The organism is Patescibacteria group bacterium, assembly GCA_018896645.1.
Lineage (GTDB): Bacteria > Patescibacteriota > Patescibacteriia > UBA2591 > JABMQE01 > JAHIMF01.
Genome location: JAHIMF010000055.1, coordinates 1 through 17,899 on the forward strand (window position 1 = coordinate 1; position 17,899 = coordinate 17,899).

Below are 17,899 nucleotides of genomic sequence, written 5' to 3' on the forward strand. Positions count from 1 at the left end.
AGCCAAAGCCATTGGATCCGCCCAAAGCAAGGTTGAGGGCCATAATTTTGATATGCGCAAGCATTTGCTGGAATATGATGATGTTATTAATAAACACAGGGAAACGATTTATAAAAAACGACAGGAGATACTAGAATCAACAGAGGGTCAAGTTGGTGGAGTTGATAATGAAGTTAACAAGGTTAATGACGGGGTTAATACAGTAGTTAATACAGTGGTTAATAAAGTTAATAAGGGAGAAGATAAGGAGGGCGGGGAGGTCAAATTATCACTGAAAGATAAAGTTTTAGAAATGATAGAGCAGGAGATTGAGCAAGTAGTTTCTTTTCATACTGCCGAACCAAATGAAAAGAATTGGAACATTCAAGAGATTTATGAAGTGGCGAATACGATTTTCCCAGTGCCCAAAGAAGTTCGGGTTGAATTGGGCGAGATACGGTTAGAGGCAGGTGATGCCAGCCATGATGCGCGGGCTCGGGAAAAGATTATAAAATATTTAATTGAGATGGCGCATAAGGAATATGATAAATTGGAAGAGAGAGTTAATTCGGAATTTGGTAAACGTTCAAGTGGGGGGAGGGAAGAAATAAAGCCATTCGACAAACTCAGGCCAGGAAAATTAAGAAATAAAGAAATAAAAGGAAATGCGAATAATGTGAACGGCGACCCTAGTGACCAGTTACCCCCTCGATCCCACTCGGGGCAGGCAGTGACTAGTGACTCGTCCGTCATGCGCCGAATTGAAAGAATGATAATGGTTAGAGCTATTGATATGCTTTGGGTAGAGCATTTGGAAGCTATGGACCACATGAAGACCGGGATTGGTTTGCGGGGCTATGGCCAGCGCGACCCTTTGATTGAATATAAAAAAGAATCTTTTAAAATGTTTAATGAACTAATGAATGGGATTCAAAAGCAAGTGGTTTATAGTATTTATAAAGTCGGATTAGCGCCAGGTATGGCTAATCAACAAGACCAACCGCGGCAGATGCGTTTAAGCGGAGCGGCCAAGACAATGGCTCGGGGGTCCTCAACCGGCTTGCCCCAGATGGGTGAAAAAAGCGGGGATGGGGTAGTCCAGCTAGGAGCAAGTTCCAAAGGAGAAGAAAACATAAAAGCTAGGCCACGTGATGCTTTCGGTAAAAAAGTTGGGCGGAATGATCCGTGTCCATGTGGAAAGATTAATCCTAAAACAGGTAAGCCAATGAAGTATAAGAAATGTTGCTATTCTAAATACGGATAAGTTAATTTTAGTGATCTCTTTATTTTTTTACTGACTTTCTTAATATCTTTTCTACTTTTTAATTCAAATCTTTTATTCGTGATTAAGGTATGACAGTTAGAACAGAGAACTATAAGGTTATTTACAGTATGAGTTCCTCCTTTATGTTTTGGAATAATATGATGGGTTTCAATGTGAAGATTGTAACCGCATAACTCACAGGCATTACCATATTTTTTAATCGCTTGTTGTCGAACCCATGCTTTATGTTTCTTGACTTCACCATATAGATATTTTTTGACTCCTAATTTTCTTCTTCTATATTTAACTATCCATACAGTGGCACCTTTAAAGCCTTGTTGTTGTAAATATTTCGCAATATCAGTATCAATCATTTTAGAGCAGTTTTTAAGAACAAAACCGTCAACAAATTTATGTGGAAGTTTTTCTAGTTTATGAAAACTTTTATCGCGCAATCCAAGATGACCGTTTCTTTTTAGACGGGATAGATGCATAGGGCAATATATTTTTTTTGTATTTTTGTGGCGCGTTAACTTGTTGCAACCTGGAGCTTTACATTTTGGCATACAATTATATTTTATCAGAAATAATAATTAATAGCAACACATTTTATACTTTATAGATATAAGAAGTGTTGTGGGGGGTGAGATAAGTTAAAAGTCTAAAATCTAAAGTTAAAAATTAAGTCCAAAGTCAAAAATATGAGAATTTTGCGATTTAATTAATGAGATGTTGTAATTTTATTTTAAATATGCTACATTATATTTAGCGCTTTTCGCTAATTTTTATTATGCCAAATTATTCTTCTCAAAAGGCATATACTTTTAAAATGGGACCCAGACAAAAATTATGGGGCGCTATTTTTTTAATTATTATTTTAGCATTTCTTGCTGGGCTAGTTGATTGGCCAAAAGGACCAGAACCAGTCATTGGCGGCATCAGGCGGGAAATAAAAATTCATTTAGGTCTGGATTTGCAGGGCGGTACGCATTTGGTTTATCAGGCGGATGTTGCGGATATTCCAGCCAAAGATCAGGGGAGCGCGGTTGAAGGCGTGCGGGATGTAATTGAGCGCCGGGTGAATGTTTTTGGGGTTAGCGAGCCAATAGTTCAAACCGCCAAAGTAGGGGAGGTTTGGCGAGTGATTGTTGAGTTGCCCGGGGTAACTGATGTGGGTGAGGCGATACAGATGATTGGCGAGACACCGCTTTTAGAATTTAAAGAATATGATCCCAATGCGCAGACGGAGTTGACTAGCGAGCAGAGATATGAAATGGAATCTTATAATACAGATGCCAAAAAACGCGCCGAGGAAATTTTGCAAGCAATAAAAAAAGAACCAGCGAGGTTTAGCGAGATTGCCCAAGAAAAATCAGAAGACCCGGTATCCAAAGAAAAGGGCGGCGAACTCGGCTGGTTTGCCCGGGGGCAGATGGTTCCAGAATTTGAAGAAGCGGTTTTCGAGGGATTAGAAGTGGGCGAGGTTACCCAAGCATTAATTCAAACAGACTTTGGTTATCACATTATAAAAAAGAATGATGAGCGATCTATTGCCACAGGATCGTTTGAGGTTGAGGGTCAAGAGCCCCAAGAGCTGGGAGGCAACAGAGAGGTTAATGCCAGCCATATTTTAATTCGCACCAAAAGTGTAAATGATTATATAAAATTTGAAGACCAATGGAAATATACGGGTTTGACCGGCAAGCAATTAGAAACCTCCCGCGTGGAATTTGGCCAAAACACCGGCGCAGCCGAAGTGAGCCTGTTATTTAATGATGAGGGTAAAGATTTATTTGCTAAGATTACCGAACAAAATGTTGGCAACCAAGTGGGTATTTTTCTTGATGGTTTCCCGGTGAGTTTACCAACGGTTCAAGAGAAAATTCCTAACGGAAAAGCAAGAATTACCGGCACTTTTAATTTAACGGAAGCCAAAGAATTAGCCATGCGCCTTAATGCTGGTGCCTTGCCAGTACCCATAAACCTTGTTAGTCAACAAAATATTGGTCCATCTTTGGGTAAGATTTCTGTTGAAAAAAGTTTTTTGGCTGGCATTATCGGTATCTTATTGATCGCTTTGTTTATGATTATTTATTATCGTTTGCCTGGCTTGTTAGCGGTTTTAGCCCTTGGTGTTTATGGTTTGCTAGTTTTGGCCTTGTTTAAACTTATTCCTGTCACTCTAACTTTAGCTGGTGTGGCTGGTTTTATTTTGTCTATTGGCATGGCGGTGGATGCTAATGTGTTGATTTTTGAACGAATGAAAGAGGAACTGCGAGCGGGCAAGCCCCTGGACTTAGCCATCCATGAGGGTTTTAAGCGCGCTTGGACTTCTATTCGCGATGGTAATATCTCGACCCTGATTACTTGTTTTATTCTTTATTGGTTTGGCACCAGCATGATTCGGGGTTTTGGTTTGACTCTTGGCCTTGGTATTATAGTCAGTATGTTTTCGGCCATTTTGATAACTAAGACGTTTCTCAAGGTGTTTGAACGGGTGGATATAGGTTGGCTGTGGGGAGTGAAACGCAATGAAAATACAAGACTATAAAAATAAAATAATATAAAAATATCCGCCAGAGGCGGATCAACCCCTGGCTGATAAAAATAAACGGGACGAGATGAGTTTTTATTATTTTATTATTTTATTATTTTATTATTTTATTTTTATGTTAAACATAATTCAAAATCGCAAAACATATTTCACTATCTCAAGCATCTTAGTCGCACTAAGCATTGCTTCTCTTTTGATTTGGGGACTGGTGCCGGCTATTGACTTTACAGGCGGGACTTTGATGGAAATTGAATTTAATACCGAGCCAATACCCAATATTCAGGAAATTAGAAATTTGTTTATTGTTAATAAAGATACTCAAGTGTCTAAAGAAGAATTAGGCGAAGTCCGGGTTCAGCCAATTGGCGAGAAGGGGATGTTATTTCGCTTTAAGCCGATTTCCGAAGATACGCATCAAGAAATACTAACCCTTTTGCATGAGAATTTTAACCCTGATTATCCAACAACAACGGCGACAACCACGCCTAATGTTATTTTGCCGATTGAAGAATTAAAATACGAATCAATCGGGCCGGTTATTGGTCAGGAATTACAAAAAAAGACCACCTGGGCCATTGCCATGGTGGCGGTTTGCATTATTTTATACATTGCCTGGGCTTTTAGAAAAGTCTCCAAACCCGTCCAATCTTGGAAATATGGCATTGGCGCGATTGTGGCCCTGGGCCATGATATTATAATTGTTGCGGGTATTTTTTCAGTCCTTGGACGATTTGCTGGAGTGGAAATTGATGTTTTATTTGTTACCGCGCTTCTAACGATTTTAGGTTATTCAGTTAATGATACCATAGTGGTCTATGACAGAACTCGTGAGAATTTGCATCGGTATCAAGGGTTTGATTTTGAGGATATAGTTAACAGAAGCGTTAACGAGACAATTGTGCGTTCTTTGAATACTTCAATCACAACCTTGTTAGTTTTGTTTTCCGTATACTTATTTGGCGGAGCGTCAATTCGTAATTTCGTGTTGGCGTTAATTTGCGGCGCTTTTGTCGGGACATATTCATCCATTTTTATAGCAAGTCCATTGCTGGTGGTTTGGCAGAAGTTAAGAAGGAGGTGAATTTGACTAAAATTTTATTTTGCTTATAATATAAAGTATATGGAGCGATCTACTCAGACAGTACAATTAAATATACCAGTTGGGCTATATCAACAGCTTCAAAAACAAGCAGAGACAGAAAAAAAATCTGTTGCTGGTCTTTTAATGCGTTTTGTGAACATTTATAGAAAGAGAAATAATTGGGACAGAATGGAAATGGAAGCAGATGAGGATATAAGAACTGGCAGATTTAAAGAATTTGACAGTGTAGAAGATTTAATCAAAGATTTAAATTCATGAGATTAATTAGAACTCAAAGTTTTAAGGCTGATTATGAAAAATTACCCATTTATATTCGGGAACAAACAGAAAAACAATTGAAATTTTTTGTTATAAATTGGCGGCATCCTTCATTGCGAATTAAAAAGATGGAGGGTTTTAAAAATATTTTTGAAGCGCGAGTTTCTGGGGATTATCGTTTTACCTTTCAGGTTTTTAAAGATGGCTACATTCTACGGAGAATTGGCAGACACGATAAAACACTTAAACATCCTTAGTCGGGTGGCAGAAGTTGAGAAGGAGGTGAAAGGAGGTTCATTGTGGTTGATCAGAACAGGAAAGTGGAATTAGAAAAGAAGCCGGAAAAGACCAAGGAATCCACACTTTTAAACATTAGTGACCTGCAACTGAAGGAAGATGAAGATGTCAGCGCTCTTCCTTTTGACACTGCGTTTGAGGAGGGAGAGGAATTTTAAAAGGAGGTGGCTATGGAATTAGGACAGGAGCTTGAGGATATATTGGATTCTCATAAAAAGGGTACATTGTCCACAGAAGAAGCAGTAAAAAGGTTGAGTACTATAATTGCCAGAGAGATGCGGGAAATCCTGCGTGCTTCTGCAAATTCACATCCCAATTCTTCAGGCAAATAGTAGAGTTATAGAGCCTTGGTCGTCAGCCAAGGCTTTTTTATCTTTTTTTAAACAGGATTTAGAATAGATTTATTATTTGTTATTTGGATTTTGGCATTTCCAATATTTTCTCAATCTCTTCAACCGTCTCCACCCGCACCAACTTTCTTCTCAATTCATTAGCATTCGGCTGACCCTTAACATACCAAGCCAAATGTTTCCGCATTTCAATAATTCCATAATCACCCTTGGATTTATAAGCCAAAGCTGCATGTTTCAGCGCGGTTTTTTTTATTCTTGCCCAGTCGAATGACAGGGTGTTTTTTTCAATATTCGCATATTCGCAAAATTGGCATCTATATTCGCGTAATTCGTATGATATTTCTTTAAAAATCCACGGCCTGCCCAATGCTCCTCGGGCAATCATAATACCATCTGCCTTAGTTTTATTCAAAACTTTTTTAGCATCTTCTGGCTCGTAAATCCCGCCGCTCACAATCAGCGGAATTTTTATTTTTGCTTTAAGTTTTTTGATAATCTCTAAGTCTGTAGGGCCGCTAAAACCCTGCTTGTAAGTCCGAGCATGAACACAAATCGCGTCAGCCCCGGCTTTTTCCATTTTTGGCCCAAAAGACAAAATTTCATTTTTATTTTTAAAACCCAGCCGCGTTTTAACAGAAATTGGCAAGTTAGTCGCTTTTTTAAGTGTCTGCACAATTTCGCCAGCTAATTTTGGCTCTTGCATCAAAGCAACTCCATGACCCGAACTGACGACCTTGCGCGACGGACAGCCCATATTGACATCAATTCCATCAGGAACGAAATTAAAATCATTAGAGTCATTAGATTTATTAGAGATATTAGAGTTGAGTCTTCGGATAATTTCAATTGCCTTTTTAAAGTTTTCAGGATTTTTCCCAAATAGTTGAAGTATGATTGGCCTCTCTTTTTTGTTAAACTTCATCAGCTCCAATGTTTTTTTAGAACCGTAAGCCAAGCCATCAGCGCTTACCATTTCCGTGTACACCAAATCCGCGCCAAAAGATTTACAGATTTGCCGAAAAGCAGAATCAGTAATTCCTGCCATTGGCGCTAGGACAATAATTGGACGATTAAACTGTTTCCAAAGATTAATTTTCATAAAGACAAATAAAATGTTTACAAATAGAAATATAGAAATAAGAAATACAGAAATAAAAGTGATAACCTCGTCGATTCGTCCCTTAGTTTCTTAGTTTCTAATTTCTGGTTTCTCATCTATCTTACCAAATTTTTTAAAAATAAAAAAGCCCCATCAAAACAGGGCTTCTGCGTATTGCACCATATTACATGAATCATGAATCATAATTTTACAATCCTCGCTCCCTCATCGCCATCCTCAATCCTAAACCCTCTTTTCTCAATCTCTTCTCTTAATTCATCCGCTCTTTCCCAGTCCTTATTTTTCCTCGCGTCATCTCGTTCTTTTGCGAGTTTTTTTATTTCTGCGGGTATTTCAATCTTTTTAACTTTATCTAATCCTAAACCTAAAACTTTATCAAACTCTAAAAGTGTTGCTTTTTTCGCAGATTCGGAATTATTAGATTTTATCAAATCCCACATTATAGCCAGCGCTTTTGGCATATTTAAATCATCATTAACAGCATCAAAAAATTTATTTAAATAAACCCTACAAACGCATCCGTCGTCAAGTGTTTTTTTGTTTTTTTGCTTTTTTGTTTTCGTCTGCAACTCTCTCATAACCTCATATAATTTTTCCAACGCCGCCTGCGCCCCGTCCAACGCCTCCCACGAAAATGCCAATGATTTGCGATAATGCGCTGTCAAAGTTAAATACCTATAAGACAGGGGATTGTAATTTTTATTTTTTAGTGTCTGGAGTGTCAAAAAATTATCGCTCGATTTTGCCATTTTTAAACCGATGCGATGACCACATTTTTTGCATTCTTTGGTAGCATCTTCTATTACACCCCATCTTGCAACCTTTTTGGCTATTTTTGCTTCTTTTGACAAGTCGTAGGACTCGCCACACTTAGGGCAGGTCACCATTCCGACAACTAAAAATTCCCCGTGCACCCAAAAATTCACAACCTGATGTCCGTAAGCCCCGTCATTTTGGGCAATCTCATTAGTATGATGCACTGGAATATGGTCAATTCCTCCGCAATGAATATCAAATCTGTCGCCTAAATATTTTGTGCTCATAGCCGAACATTCAATATGCCAGCCAGGAAAACCCTCGCCCCATGGAGAAGTCCAATGCATAATGTGGTTTTTGTTCTTTCCAGCCAATTTAAACCAAAGCGCGAAATCAGCTGGATGTTTTTTCTTTGGGTCAACCTCAACATCATCTCGCGCGCCCACTGATTTTTCTTCAAGTTTTTGTCTTGAAAGCTGCGTATAATTTTTAAATTTCGCCACGTCAAAATAAAGAGCCAAATCAGTTTCATAAGTATAACCATTCTTTTCTAATTTTTTATTCATCTCAATCATTTCTTTAACATGCTCGGTTGCCTGGCACCAAATATCCGGCTCTAAAATATTGAGGTCAGCCAAATCAGATTTAAACGCCTTAGTATATCGGTCAGCCAGTTTCATTAAACTGTCTGCTGATGGTTTTAGGCCTTCTCGTTTTAACGCTTTTTGCATTTTGTCTTCTCCTGCGTCAGCGTCAGAAACCAAGTGTCCAACATCAGTAATATTCATCACATGTTTAACTTTATAGCCGTTAAAAATCAAAACACGCTTTAAAATATCTTCAAAAAGATACGCTTTCAAATTTCCAATATGCGCAAAATTATAAACCGTCGGACCGCAAGTGTACAGCCCGACATTATTGCCTTTTATAGCCGTAAATTTTTCCTTTTTGTGAGTTAAAGTATTATAGAGTTTCATTACTTTAAGTTTAACTCAAATTTTAAACCTTAGCAAATAATTTAGTGCTTAAATATTTTTCACCACGGTCCGGAAAGATAGTAACAATATTCCCGCTTTTGATTTTCTTAGCAACTTTTTGACTAGCCAGCATAGCTGCCCCGCTGCTCATCCCAACGAAAATTCCCTCTTTTTTAATAATTTGTCGCGCCACTTCAAATGCTTGTTCTGTGTCAATCATAATAATCTCGTCAAGTTTTTTGCGGTCATAAATAGCCGGTATCAAAGCTTCTCGCATGTTCTTTAATCCTTGAATATAATGGCCCTTAGTTGGCTCCGCGCTAACGATTTTAACTTTGGGATTATACTTTTTTAGATAAGCAGAAACACCCATTAGTGTACCGGAAGTGCCAATTGCCGCTACAAAATAATCAATCTTTCCTTTAGTTTGTTTCCAAATTTCTTGAGCCGTAGTTTCATAATGAGCGATTTTGTTATATTTATTAGAGAATTGATCCGGTTGAAAATACTTTTCTGGATATCTTTTAACCGACTCTTTAACCTGCATTATCGCCCCATCAGTTCCTTTAGTAGGATTTGTTAAGATTACTTTAGCGCCAAAAGCTTTTATCATTTTTATTCGTTCAATTGACACTGCTTTACTTATAATTATCTCTACTTTATACCCCTTAACTACCCCAATCATAGCCAAAGCAATACCCGTGTTGCCTGAAGTCGCCTCAATTATTATTTTGCCTGCAGTCAATTTACCCGCGGCTTCTGCTTGCTCAATCATTTTTAAGGCAACCCTGTCTTTAATACTTCCGCCAGGATTAGCTCCTTCAATTTTGGCATAAATATTAACTTTTGGATTAGGATTTAGTTTGTTGATTTTTACTAATGGAGTATTGCCGATTGTCTCTAAAATATTTTTATACATCATATTTTTATTTGTTAAAATTAAAAAATTCCCAATTTCTCGGGAATCACATGTTTTTTACATCAGACAACGAATTTATTTCAAACCTAAACACAGCATCCCCGAGATTTTCTCAAGAATACAGCAACAAGCGATAGATTGTATTTTAAAAATATTTTTCATCTTAATTATATATTACCTTCTCCCCAAAGAATGTCAAGGGAATTATTTGGATAGCATTAGATTTGAGCCGTGTTATGTGTTTCGTGTTACTTGACGTTTAAATCCATTTTTTTCTTTTGAAATACATATACATAGCAACCGAGCCGACAGCCATAACCATAACGATGAACCAGAAACCATACGGGTGGTCAGCAAACGGCATAGCGCCCAGAGTGTTCATACCGAATATTGCCGCAAGCAAAGTCAGGGGGAAGACAATTACGGAAAAGATTGTTAAGGTTTTCATGATATTACTCAAGCGGAAATTTGTCAAGGATTCATGCGTTTCGTAGAGAGCGCTGATTGAGTCTTTATAATTTTCCAGCAAATCCCAAATTTCTTTGGTGTATTCGATTAGTTCAGAGAAATAAGGAGCAAGATTTTCACGAGGATAAATGGTTTCGGAGTCTCTAATTAATTTTTTGTAAACATTTTTATGGGCCTGCATGGATTTTCTAAAGTAAACAATGTTTCGTTTGATGTTTAATATCTCACCGATTGTTTGCCGGTTGAATTCGCCAAAAATCTTTTTTTCTACCCGGTCAATATCCCAGCTAATGTGATTAAGCATGGGGAAACAATAAAGCAAGAGTTTATCCAAAAGTTCGTAAAGAAGACGAGAAGAGGTATGACAGAAAAGTTTTGCCCGCATAGCTTCGTTCGTTTGGCAGAGTTCAAAAAGTTTTATAATCGGTTGGAGCTCGTCACTGTGAACAGTAATTAATTTGTCAGCCAGGATAAAAAAGTCAACCTCCGAGGCGTAGGTTTTTTTTGTTTTCCGGTCATATACGGGAAACTGAAGAACAGCAAAAAGATAATCATCGCGTTCAATTAGCTTTGGTCGTTGCAGGGGCGGCAAGCAGTCTTTTAAATCATGCTCATGAAAATCAAAGTTGCTAGCCAAAAAGCCCAGCTCTTTTTCACCGGGATTGGCGATGTTAATCCAGGTTGAATTGTTGTGTTCTATAATTTTTATGTTTTCCATAAAATAAATTGCTATATTGCTAAATTTTTAAATTGTTGATACTAGTGACAATTAGCAGAACCAAAAACAATTTAACAATTTAGCAATGAATGTAGCCTTCCTTTATATTGTACACCCTTTAGAGTAATCCACAATGTTTGTTGCTATGAGAAAAAAATGATATACTAATTACAGTATACCAAAAATTAAAAAAATAAGGAAATGGCAGACATGAAATTTATCAATAAAGACAAAAAAGAGGGCGTGAGTCCTCCGGGTTTTGGGGTTGAACAAAAGGCGGAAGTTGAGACCAAGCTTCAGCCATTTCCAGAAATTAAAGCTAAAGAATTCCCAAAAGAAAAAAAGTCTAAAGCTGGGGATAAACCTCAAGCCGAGCAAGAAGGTCCAAGCACCACTGTTCCGTCAGCGCAAGCTCCATCTTCAACCCCGCCACCATTAGAGCCAAAAAGCGAAACCATGATAAAAATAGAAAATATCTTAGAAGAAGGTATGGCCGAAGCCTATAAATCGATGGACCCGGTAATTCAATATCGTTTCAGGACAGAGGGAGAGCAAACTGCCCGCAAAATTGAGCAGATTATTCGGGGAGTCAAAGTTAAAGTCAAAGAAGTTTTGAATTTAATCAGGCGCTGGCTTTTGATTATCCCAGGTGTTAATAAGTTTTTTATAGAACAAGAGACCAAGATTAAGGCGGATAAGATTATGGCGTTGCGGGAGAAGTGAATAACATTAAATAAACCCCAATGGACGCCTCAATGACAATTCTATTAATTTCTGCAATCGGGATTATTATTCTCGGTGTTTTGGCGTACATAGCCAGATTTTTCTTGCGTAGAGCTAATAAATATCAATCCGTTCATAATTTTGTTACCTTGCTCATAACCGTACCCAAAGAAGAAATCAGCCAAGAAGAAGAGAGCCGTCAGGGATATATTCAATCATTGATTGCTCCGGCAGAAAATCTTTTTGCTAATCTTGGCGGCATGAAGGCGCAAAAGGGTTTGCGAGCTTTCTTTTTGGGTCGGATTGATCATTTTTCTTGCGAGATAGTTGCTGACAAAGAGGGGTTAATTTCTTTTTATATGGCAGTGCCGCGGAAGATGCAGGAGTTTGTAGAGCAGCAAGTCCAAGCCCAATATCATGATGCCCAGATTGAGGAGCGGCCGGATTATAATATCTTTAATCCTAAAGGTGTAGTGGTTGCGGCTAATTTAGTTCAGAAAAAAGATTATATTTTTCCTTTAAAAACCTACACTAGCGCGGAAACCGACAGTTTAAACGCTATAACCAATACTTTGAGCAAATTTGACCCCAAAGAGGGTGCGGTGATTCAGATCATTGCCAGGAGCTCTCATCCGCGCTGGCATGCCCGCAGTTCTCGAGTGGCCAGGGAAATGCAAAAAGGAAAAACTATTCAGCAAGCCATGCGAACAATTAGCGGCGGCAGCAAGGTCGGTAAAGTTTTTAGTTTTTTTGGGGGTTTTGTCAGCGCGAGTACAGGCAAGACAAAAGAGGAAAAGGAGAAAGAAATGCTGGGACAGAATCCAAGGCAGCTTTCGCCCATGGAAGCGGAAATGGTTAAAGGGATTGAAGAAAAAACCAGCAAGGCCGGCCTGGATGTTAATATTCGTTTGGTGGTTTCGGCCGAAACTGAGGACAAAGCCCAATCTTACCTTCGCAATATGATTGATTCGTTTTCGCAGTATGCCGGGTATGAATATGGCAATGGTTTTAAAGCCATTGATGAGGGAACACATGCCAATGTTATTGGGGATTTTATTTACCGCCATTTCAATCCGCGAAGAAGCTTTGTTTTGAATACAGCCGAGCTCGCCAGTATTTTTCACTTACCTCTGCCAACAACCGAAACCCCAAATATCCGCTGGCTGTTAGCTAAAAAATTACCGCCCCCAGTCAATATTCCTAAAGAAGGGCTTTTATTGGGCGAAAATATATATCGTGGTAAAAAAGTTGATATCCATATTGCGCGCAAAGATCGTCAGCGTCATATGTATATTATCGGTATGACTGGTGTTGGTAAATCAGTTTTGCTTTCCAATATGGCGATTCAGGATATCCAAAATGGCGAAGGAGTCTGCGTTGTTGATCCCCACGGAACATTGGTAGAAGATATTTTAAAGCATATTCCCAAGGAAAGAGCTGAAGATGTAGTGATTTTTAATCCGTCGGATATTGAGCGTCCTGTGGGATTGAATATGTTAGAGGCCAAAACTCCCGGGGAAGGGGATTTTGCTATCCAGGAGATGATTGCTATTTTTTACAAGCTTTTCCCTCCAGAAATGATTGGTCCAATGTTCGAGCATAATATGCGCAATGTAATGCTGACTTTAATGAGTGACCCAGAAAGTCCCGGCACAATTGCCGAGATTCCGCGGATGTTTTCCGATACTGATTTTCAAAAAACTTGGGTGGCTAAGGTCAAAGACCCGGTAGTTAGGGCGTTTTGGGAAAAAGAGATGGCCAAGACCAGCGACTTTCACAAAAGCGAGATGCTGGGTTATCTAATTTCCAAAGTAGGCCGTTTTGTGGAAAATGCCATGATGCGAAATATTATCGGCCAGACCCATTCGGGATTTGATTTTCGTGAAATGATGGACCAGGGCAAAATTTTGTTAGTCAACCTCTGCAAGGGCACTACCGGCGAGGTCAACTCTAACTTATTGGGCTTGATTGTCGTCTCAAAATTGCAAATGGCTGCTTTGGCTCGGGCTGATTTGCCGGAAGAGGAGCGCAAGGATTTCTATTTATATATTGATGAATTTCAAAATTTTGTTACCGATTCTATTGCCACGATTTTGGCCGAAGCCAGGAAGTATAAATTAAATTTGATTATGGCTCATCAGTATATCGGTCAGTTGATTAAAAACCAAGACACAAAAACCCGAGATGCAATTTTTGGCAATGTGGGTACTGTTGCTTCTTTCCGGGTGGGTGTTGATGACGCGGAAACCATTGCTAAACAGCTTGGTCCGCCGGTAACCGAATATGATGTGATGAATATGGAGAGATACAATGCTTATACTCGCTTGTTAGTTGATAATCAAGCATCTAAACCGTTTAATATGGCTACCCTTGCCCCGGTTCCCGGAGATCCAAAATTGGCCGAGCACATTAAAGAACTTTCCCGCTTAAGGTGCGGCCGGGAGCGAAAGATTGTTGAGGAGGAGATTTTGGAGCGGACAAAGTTGGGGTCAAGCGAAACGCAAGGGAAGACTGAAGCGGCGGAGAAGAGTTTATAATAATTGATAATTAATAATTGATAATTTATGCCTAATTTTGAAAAAGAATTTACACCCAAAAAAGCCGAAGCTGAAGAAGAGCTCGAGCGTAAAGTATTTGAGGGCGGAATTATTGAAGAAGAACTCGAAGAAAAAGAAGGGGACGAGGAGGAAGAAGAAGACGACGACGAAGACGAGACAGGAAAGCACGTCCATGGATACTGTGGATGCGGTGAAGACGGTAAGAAGACCTTCCCTCAAGGGATTGATGCTAATGAGGTGCAACCTTATTTATTCACCGTTGAAGAGCTAAGAAGAATAGAAAGGTTACAACAAGAAGGCAAAATTCCTGATGATATTCATCCAAAATGGGGCTGGAAGAATCCAACCAAGAAGGCTATTAAAGATAGAGCTCGATGGGTATCACAATTTGGACCCCCCGAGGAGTAAGAAGGCGAGTAGCGATGATTTAATTTATTTTTTTTAATTTCGGTCCTTTGAGCTTTTGAATTCCAGCCAGAGGTCGCCGACGCTCCAAAGCTCTGGCGACGGAGCGCGACGGAGCGCTGGTCGGTCCCTTTTGAGCCAGAGGCTCATCTGCCTTTGGTTGAGGCCGATATTTAGAATTTAGGTTTAGAATTTAGAATTTTAACTACGATGCTTTGTTTAACTCTTCTTTTTGCAGTTGCCTTTCTGATCCTGGGTACCATGGCTTGGGCAGGGGTTAGCGGGGCGCCATTTGTTCCTTTGTGGAAAAAGGATGTTTTTAGAATGCTACGCTTGGCCGAGGTGAAACCCGGGGAAATGCTTTATGATTTGGGAGCCGGTGATGGCCGGATACTTATTACTGCTGTTCGTGATTTTAAAGCGCAGGCCAAGGGGTTTGAAATATCATTTTTGCCTTATTGGATTGGCAGGCTAAGAATTTTGTTGAGCGGTTGCTGGAAAAGCATCACATTTAAGTCGCGAGATTTTTATAAAGAGGATCTATCCCAAGCCGATGTGGTGGTCTGTTTTTTATCCCCATGGGCAATGAAAAAACTGGAGCCAAAGTTTGCCCGAGAGTTAGGACCGGGGACGCGAGTTGTTTCTGCTGCTTTTGCTTTGCCAAATAGAAAACCAGACAAAACTGATAAATCAGAGCCCAAAAGGGTAGCGATTCGTTTGTATAGATACTAGATAGAAATTAAGAAATTGAGAAATAAAGAAATTAAGGGAAATTATTTCTAAGCCCACCGTCCAACCCTTTATTTTTTAGTTTCTTTATTTCTTGTTTCTTTTTTCCTTGACTTATTTTGTTAAAGGAGTAAGATGTAAAATACAAACAAATACAAATAAATAATAAAGATTAATTTATCCGCCGAAGCTTGAGCGGACTCATCCAAGCATAGCTCCATCAATAACCGGGATGGAAGCGAAAGCGTAGGCGGGAAACAAAAACTATGACCCACGACATTCCTTTAGCTGATGATTCTTTTAATTCTTCTGATGATGAAGCTGTTGAAGAATCTAAGGCTAGTGAAAAACTAATTTTAGTTAAACAGCTTTTAGAAAGACTTCAGTCGGATTTAAACAAAGTTTTTCAAATTCTTTCTAAGTCAAACGCAGAAGTATTGCGGCAGGGCAGTGATTTATTAAAAACCGCTTCTCGCATTGGCTCGATAAGCCAAGAGGGCGACTCCCACATTATTGAGGGAGTATTTGACGGTCAGAATATGATTGGTCCGGATGGCAAGCAATATAGCGTGCCTGCCAACTATGCCTCTAAATCAAAATTGATTGAAGGCGATGTTTTAAAATTAACAATTCAGCCTGACGGCAGGTTTGTTTATAAACAAATTGGGCCTCAAGAGCGGGTGCGAGTGAAAGGAGTTTTGCAAAAGGATGCAGAAACAGGTGAATTTGAAGTCTTAGCCGAAGGCAAGAAATATAAAGTAATTTTAGCTTCAGTAACTTATTTTAAAGGCGAGCCTGGGGATGAGGTGATAATTTTATTGCCCAAAGAAAAGAATTCCGCCTGGGCTGCGGTGGAAAATATTGTTAAAGGAGCAGGTGGAGTTGAGTCAGACAGGGTAGCTAAACTATTAGACTTTGATGTGGTTGAAGATATTAGGGTGTGAGGTAAATTGTTATATTGAAATATTGCTATATTGGTTTTAAAAACGTATAATATAAGCACAGGATATTTTTATTTTTTTAATTCTTATGGAAGTTTCTCAAGAACAATTTAATAAGCTTGCGACCAGGGAAGATATTCAAGGCATTGATGAAAAAGTGACCAAGAATGCTGAAAAAATTGATACGCTTGATGAAAAAGTGACCAAGAATGCTGAAAAAATTGATGTCATGAACACAAATCTGACTGAAAATACCAACAAGATAGGTGCTATGGATATAAAGATAGGCGCTATGGATACGAAATTGACCGAGAATACTGAAAAGATAGGTACGGTGATGGAGCAAGTAGCCAAGAATACAGAAATGCTTACAGTTAACAAAGAGGAACATAAAAGACTTGAAGAAAAGATTGATGCCAAGCATGAAAGCACAATGACTGTTTTGCGTGAAATTCAATCTGACGTAAAATCAACCAAGAATCAGATAGAGAAAAACCAAACAGAATCGCGGGAGATTGATCACCTTTCTATATGAGTGGATGTTTTAGAAAAGAAGATTGGTGTTGTGCCGGTGCCAATACTAGAGAGGGGATAACCTTGAGTGGAGGTGTTAACATGTGGCAGATTGCAGGAATGGCATTACTTGGCTGCTTTATAGCCGCCTTTTCCATCTGGAGATACTGTGTTATTTGGAGGGATGAACGAGAAGCCAGTATGGCCCGGGCATTGATAATGGGCGGCGGTTTCATTCTGTTAATATTCGGAGTGCTCTCCTTAGCGATAGGGCCAGAAAATATTGATATAGGAATGACGGCTGCTGGCTCCATGATTGTTGCTGGCGGCATCGCTGGCATCCGAATAGATAAAGGAAAAGCCAAATTCAAATGGTTAGTACCAGCTCTGGGAGGCATCGTCCTTGTATTTTTTGGTGGAGCATCCATGTTTTCCTAGATGGGCGGTTTTAGCCCAAGCAAAATCATAGGTTTAATCAAGCCCGTAAACTCGGAGGATTTCAGGGCTTGTTTTTTTTGGGAAAAAAATGTAAGATAAAGTAAAGTAAATCCAAACTTCAAAATTCAAATTATTCCAAATCAAGTTCAAATGCTTTAATGTTAAATTTCAAAACTTATTTTTTGACATCTGGATTTTGTCATTGATTTTACCTAATTTGTCATTTGGGTTTTGAAATTTATCTTGTGTTCTTTTGCGGTAATGTCATCTAAAATATAATTTAATTTTATCTTATGAGTGAGGTCATCTATAGAAAATATCGTCCTCAAAAATTTAGCGACCTAGTCAACCAAGAGCATGTGCGCAAAACCCTAGAAAACGAAATAAGAACCGACAGAATCGCGCATGCCTATTTATTTTCTGGGCCCAGGGGCATTGGCAAAACCACAGTGGCTCGGCTTTTAGCCAAAGCTGTTAATTGTTTAAACCGCAAGGAAAAAGAATCCGAGCCTTGCAATAAGTGCCATCATTGCCAAGAAATTATGGAAGGTAGATTTTTAGATTTGATTGAGATTGACGCCGCATCTCATACTGGCGTTGATAACGTGCGGGGGACTATTATTGAGAACGTGCGTTTTGTGCCTCACAGCGCAAAGTTTAAGGTGTTCATTATTGATGAGGCGCACATGTTATCCAATTCCGCCTTTAACGCGCTTTTAAAGACATTAGAAGAACCACCCAGTTACGCAATATTTATTTTAGCCACCACCGAACCCCATAAAATCCCCGAGACCATTATTTCTCGGTGCCAGCGATTTGATTTTAAA

The 17,899-nt window shown here is 39.1% G+C and carries 20 protein-coding genes; 15 read left to right on the forward strand and 5 right to left on the reverse strand.

Features of this window, described 5'->3' with window-relative positions; all coding sequences use genetic code 11:
- On the forward strand, nucleotides 1–1,243 hold a 1,243-nt coding region (locus tag KKD20_04000), incomplete at its 5' end, for a hypothetical protein (GenBank protein MBU4332258.1).
- On the opposite strand, the gene KKD20_04005 is transcribed toward KKD20_04000, so the two are convergent.
- Nucleotides 1,225–1,809, reverse strand: a complete 585-nt coding sequence (locus tag KKD20_04005) for an HNH endonuclease (protein ID MBU4332259.1) — start codon at nucleotides 1,807–1,809, stop codon at nucleotides 1,225–1,227. The two genes, KKD20_04000 and KKD20_04005, sit on opposite strands and share 19 nt — an antisense overlap.
- Nucleotides 1,810–2,033: 224 nt before the next feature.
- On the opposite strand from KKD20_04005, the gene secD reads away from it, so the two are divergent.
- The 6 genes from secD to KKD20_04035 all read left to right on the forward strand — a co-directional run bounded on the left by secD (nucleotide 2,034) and on the right by KKD20_04035 (nucleotide 5,786).
- Nucleotides 2,034–3,794: a protein translocase subunit SecD gene (secD, locus tag KKD20_04010; GenBank protein ID MBU4332260.1), complete on the forward strand. Its 1,761-nt coding sequence runs from the start codon at nucleotides 2,034–2,036 to the stop codon at nucleotides 3,792–3,794.
- Nucleotides 3,795–3,912: 118 nt separating this feature from the next.
- On the forward strand, nucleotides 3,913–4,878 hold the full coding sequence (secF, locus tag KKD20_04015) for a protein translocase subunit SecF (protein ID MBU4332261.1): 966 nt from the start codon (nucleotides 3,913–3,915) through the stop codon (nucleotides 4,876–4,878).
- 39 nt (nucleotides 4,879–4,917) lie between these two features.
- On the forward strand, nucleotides 4,918–5,157 hold the full coding sequence (locus KKD20_04020; GenBank protein ID MBU4332262.1) for a hypothetical protein: 240 nt from the start codon (nucleotides 4,918–4,920) through the stop codon (nucleotides 5,155–5,157).
- Entirely contained in the window at nucleotides 5,154–5,414 is a 261-nt protein-coding gene (locus tag KKD20_04025; protein MBU4332263.1) for a hypothetical protein, read from the forward strand. The genes KKD20_04020 and KKD20_04025 overlap by 4 nt, the downstream gene beginning before the upstream one ends.
- 42 nt (nucleotides 5,415–5,456) lie before the next feature.
- On the forward strand, nucleotides 5,457–5,612 hold the full coding sequence (locus KKD20_04030) for a hypothetical protein (protein MBU4332264.1): 156 nt from the start codon (nucleotides 5,457–5,459) through the stop codon (nucleotides 5,610–5,612).
- Nucleotides 5,613–5,624: 12 nt separating this feature from the next.
- Entirely contained in the window at nucleotides 5,625–5,786 is a 162-nt protein-coding gene (locus KKD20_04035; protein ID MBU4332265.1) for a hypothetical protein, read from the forward strand.
- Between the two features lie 79 nt (nucleotides 5,787–5,865).
- On the opposite strand, the gene KKD20_04040 is transcribed toward KKD20_04035, so the two are convergent.
- From KKD20_04040 to KKD20_04055, 4 genes are all read right to left on the reverse strand, one after another.
- Nucleotides 5,866–6,906, reverse strand: coding sequence for a tRNA-dihydrouridine synthase family protein (locus KKD20_04040; GenBank protein ID MBU4332266.1), 1,041 nt, complete (start codon nucleotides 6,904–6,906; stop codon nucleotides 5,866–5,868).
- Nucleotides 6,907–7,106: 200 nt separating this feature from the next.
- Nucleotides 7,107–8,660 (reverse strand): cysteine--tRNA ligase, encoded by a 1,554-nt coding sequence (locus tag KKD20_04045; GenBank protein MBU4332267.1) that lies wholly within the window; start codon nucleotides 8,658–8,660, stop codon nucleotides 7,107–7,109.
- 22 nt (nucleotides 8,661–8,682) lie between these two features.
- A complete protein-coding gene (locus tag KKD20_04050; GenBank protein ID MBU4332268.1) occupies nucleotides 8,683–9,579 on the reverse strand; it encodes a cysteine synthase family protein in 897 nt (298 codons plus the stop codon).
- Between the two features lie 259 nt (nucleotides 9,580–9,838).
- On the reverse strand, nucleotides 9,839–10,765 hold the full coding sequence (locus tag KKD20_04055; GenBank protein MBU4332269.1) for a magnesium transporter CorA family protein: 927 nt from the start codon (nucleotides 10,763–10,765) through the stop codon (nucleotides 9,839–9,841).
- Between the two features lie 210 nt (nucleotides 10,766–10,975).
- Between KKD20_04055 and KKD20_04060 the strand changes: the two genes are divergently transcribed.
- The 8 genes from KKD20_04060 to dnaX all read left to right on the forward strand — a co-directional run.
- The gene (locus tag KKD20_04060) at nucleotides 10,976–11,488 is read left to right on the forward strand and encodes a hypothetical protein (GenBank protein MBU4332270.1); all 513 of its coding nucleotides are present in this window, start codon (nucleotides 10,976–10,978) and stop codon (nucleotides 11,486–11,488) included.
- A gap of 32 nt (nucleotides 11,489–11,520) precedes the next feature.
- Nucleotides 11,521–14,025, forward strand: a complete 2,505-nt coding sequence (locus tag KKD20_04065; GenBank protein ID MBU4332271.1) for a type IV secretion system DNA-binding domain-containing protein — start codon at nucleotides 11,521–11,523, stop codon at nucleotides 14,023–14,025.
- A gap of 27 nt (nucleotides 14,026–14,052) precedes the next feature.
- Nucleotides 14,053–14,454: a hypothetical protein gene (locus tag KKD20_04070; protein MBU4332272.1), complete on the forward strand. Its 402-nt coding sequence runs from the start codon at nucleotides 14,053–14,055 to the stop codon at nucleotides 14,452–14,454.
- A 207-nt stretch (nucleotides 14,455–14,661) separates the two neighbouring features.
- A complete protein-coding gene (locus KKD20_04075) occupies nucleotides 14,662–15,183 on the forward strand; it encodes an SAM-dependent methyltransferase (GenBank protein MBU4332273.1) in 522 nt (173 codons plus the stop codon).
- 263 nt (nucleotides 15,184–15,446) lie between these two features.
- Nucleotides 15,447–16,124, forward strand: coding sequence for a hypothetical protein (locus KKD20_04080; GenBank protein ID MBU4332274.1), 678 nt, complete (start codon nucleotides 15,447–15,449; stop codon nucleotides 16,122–16,124).
- 85 nt (nucleotides 16,125–16,209) lie between these two features.
- The gene (locus tag KKD20_04085) at nucleotides 16,210–16,656 is read left to right on the forward strand and encodes a hypothetical protein (protein ID MBU4332275.1); all 447 of its coding nucleotides are present in this window, start codon (nucleotides 16,210–16,212) and stop codon (nucleotides 16,654–16,656) included.
- Nucleotides 16,653–17,072 (forward strand): hypothetical protein, encoded by a 420-nt coding sequence (locus tag KKD20_04090; protein ID MBU4332276.1) that lies wholly within the window; start codon nucleotides 16,653–16,655, stop codon nucleotides 17,070–17,072. Before KKD20_04085 ends, KKD20_04090 begins: the two co-directional genes overlap by 4 nt.
- A gap of 293 nt (nucleotides 17,073–17,365) precedes the next feature.
- Nucleotides 17,366–17,899, forward strand: a 534-nt coding sequence (dnaX, locus tag KKD20_04095) for a DNA polymerase III subunit gamma/tau (GenBank protein MBU4332277.1), incomplete at its 3' end; no start/stop codon positions are given.